The 2672-nt window shown below is 68.5% G+C and carries 3 protein-coding genes; 1 reads left to right on the forward strand and 2 read right to left on the reverse strand.

The window, feature by feature from the left end; all coding sequences use genetic code 11:
• Together VW23_RS08200 and VW23_RS08205 are read right to left on the reverse strand one after the other, a co-directional pair.
• Nucleotides 1-649: helix-turn-helix transcriptional regulator (locus VW23_RS08200; protein ID WP_244513468.1), on the reverse strand; the 649-nt coding region annotated here is incomplete at its 3' end.
• Nucleotides 597-1460 (reverse strand): S1C family serine protease, encoded by an 864-nt coding sequence (locus VW23_RS08205; protein ID WP_069909091.1) that lies wholly within the window; start codon nt 1458-1460, stop codon nt 597-599. The genes VW23_RS08205 and VW23_RS08200, both read right to left, overlap by 53 nt.
• Before the next feature lie 137 nt (nt 1461-1597).
• On the opposite strand from VW23_RS08205, the gene VW23_RS08210 reads away from it, so the two are divergent.
• Nucleotides 1598-2554, forward strand: a complete 957-nt coding sequence (locus VW23_RS08210) for a S1C family serine protease (protein WP_069909092.1) — start codon at nt 1598-1600, stop codon at nt 2552-2554.
• Nucleotides 2555-2672 lie beyond the last annotated feature (118 nt).

The following is a 2672-nucleotide window of genomic DNA, read 5'->3' on the forward strand; positions in this document are numbered from 1 at the left end:
TTTCAGCGCACCTGCTACGAGCGATATGTAGACGCGATGTCTCGACGGCAGAGTCAGATGGGTATAGGAGACAGAGCGAGCCCGCATCGGCGCGGTTGCGGGCGCCGAGCTTTTCGAGGATGGCGGTGACGTGGAACTTTGCCGTGTGCACCGAGATATCGAGGGCACGGGCGATCACCTTGTTGGAGGCGCCGTCGACCAGGAGTTCCGCCACCTGGCGTTCGCGCTGACTGAGGCGCGGCAGGAGCGAGGCGGGCAGCCGCTCATTGCTGGCGCGCTCGACCGTCTCGCGCTCCAGTGCATAGCCGGCACCGATCAGCAGGGCGGCGGCGAGGATCAGGCCCGGATCGAGGCTGTCGATGGCGTTACGGCGTGCTTCATCGGCGCCGACACGCAGCACCCGGTGCGCACCGGTGACGCCGCCCAGCGCGGCCGGGCGATCGGTAATTGTCACCGCCGCCTCTTCGGCGTCGGCTTCGTAGAGATCATGCCGGCCGGCGATCAGAGTGCGGAGCACCTGTTCGAGAGCCGGGTCGGTGAGATCGAAGGCGACGCCGAGAACCAGCCCGCCGAGAACGGACTGCCCAACCGAAGCTTCAGCTCCGCGGACGTTCGCCGATAGTGATCTCGAGTTCCAATGCACTGCCACCGCGTTGCACTCCCAAGCTGATAGTCTTACCGACGGTGCCGGCGTTCAGGCGATCGGCGACCTCGCTGACCGAATGCACCGCTGCTCCACCCCATGTGGTGATTATGTCGCCAACAAGGAAGCCCCCATTGGCGGCCGGGCTCGCCGGCTCGATACCGACGACGATGGCGCCGCCCGCCGCTGCCAGCGGGTGGAGGCTGACGCCGAGCCAGCCGCGCGGGATATAGCCCTTTTCGCTGAGCGTGGCCACCGAGCGGGCGATGGTGGAAGCCGGAATGGCGATGGTGCGACGGCGGGCGCCGGTGACGGCCATGCCGATCAGGCTGCCATCGGGCGCCACCACCGCGCCGCCTTCGCTGCGCGGCGACAGCCGAAGCCCGAGCGTGATGCGCGCGTCGATCTCGCCGCCGCGCATGCTGCGCCAGGCGGCGCCGACCTCGGTGACCGAGGCGAGACCCGACAGCACCGAATCCTCGCCGCGGCCGACCAGCACAGCGAGCGAGCCGGGCGCCGGCAGGGAAGCGTGAGTCCAGTCGGGGAAATCGCCGGTTTCGAGTTTCAGCAGCGTTACATCGGTACTGGGATCGCGGCCGATGATCTGCGCGGTGGCGGGTTTGCCATCGGCGCCGAGCACGGCGATCTCGTCGTCACCCTCCAGCACTTCATCGGCGGTGATGGCGAGCCCGGTGCGCCAGATGAAGCCCGAGAGTTCACGGCCGTCGCGGCCCTGGAGGGCGATAATGCGAGGGGCGACGCTGGCGGTGAGCGACGCGAGGGAAGCGGAAAGCGCCTGGAGTTCGGGGAAGGACATGTGAGTGGCCTGATTGCGTTTGTTGACGAAAACTTGCGCCCGGACCCGGCGGCTCGAAAGCTCCCCATATGGGCAGGATCGCGGGCCGCGGCCGCGAAACCCACATTTGTCGCACCCGAAACTGCCGGAGCATCCCGATGGCTCAGCCCCTGCCCTTCCCTACTGATCAACGCCTGCTCGATGTCTATTCGCTCACCGTTTCCGAGGTCGCCGAGACCGTCGGGCCGGCGGTAGGCATGGTCACCACCGATGGCAAGGGCCACGGCTCGGGCGTGGTGCTGTCGCAGGATGGGCTGGTGGTCACCAACTCGCACGTGGTCGGCGCCCACAAGGATGTCCACCTGGCGTTGCCCGACGGTCACCGGCTGGCCGGACGGGTGCTGGGCGCCGACCCCGACACCGATCTTGCCATCCTCAAGGTCGATGGCAGCGCGCTGCCGATCGCCGCGCTGGGCGACAGCAGCGGGCTGAAGCGCGGCCATATCGCCATCGCCATCGGCAATCCGCTGGGCTTTGAGTCGACCGTCACGGCAGGCGTCATTTCGGCGCTGGGGCGGAGCCTCCGCTCGCCATCGGGGCGACCGATCGAGGACGTGATCCAGACCGATGCGGCGCTCAATCCAGGGAACTCGGGTGGAGCCTTGGTCTCGAGCCTCGGCGAGGTGGTGGGGATCAGCACGGCGATGATCGCCGGAGCGCAGGGCATCTGCTTTGCGGTGGCCAGCAACACGGTGAAGCTGGTGCTGGGTGAAGTGCTGCAGCATGGCGGGGTGCGGCGCGCCTATCTCGGCGTCGCCGCCGACACGGTGAACCTGCCACGTCGGGTAGCCGATGCCGCGCATGTCGGCACGCGGACGGCGGCGGTGCTGCACTCGATCGTCGGGGATGGTCCGGCGGCCCGGGCCGGGGTGCGCGAAGGCGATGTGCTGTTGAGCCTCGATGGACGGCCGGTCGAAGGCCCAGGTCCGCTGCTGCGGATGCTCACCGCCGACGCCATCGGCCGGCGGGTGCGGCTGCAGCTGCTGCGGCAGGGGCGGCTGCTCGAGCTGGATGTGGTGCTGAAGCAGCGGCCGAGCGGGCCGGATCCACGCTAGATTCCGAGCGCGTGGCCCACCCCCACCCTTGATCCCTCCCCACAAGGGGGAGGGAGAACCTCACACCGACATCTCGGTTCCATCGTCTCCCTCCCCCTCGTGGGGAGGGCAGCAAAGC

The sequence above is a fragment of the Devosia insulae DS-56 genome (assembly GCF_000970465.2).
GTDB lineage: Bacteria > Pseudomonadota > Alphaproteobacteria > Rhizobiales > Devosiaceae > Devosia_A > Devosia_A insulae.

Excerpts from the sequence above, each read along its gene's own strand:
- VW23_RS08205 (WP_069909091.1), bottom strand. The coding sequence starts at position 1,460 with ATGTCCTTCCCCGAACTCCAGGCGCTTTCCGCTTCCCTCGCGTCGCTC.
- VW23_RS08210 (WP_069909092.1), top strand. The coding sequence starts at position 1,598 with ATGGCTCAGCCCCTGCCCTTCCCTACTGATCAACGCCTGCTCGATGTC.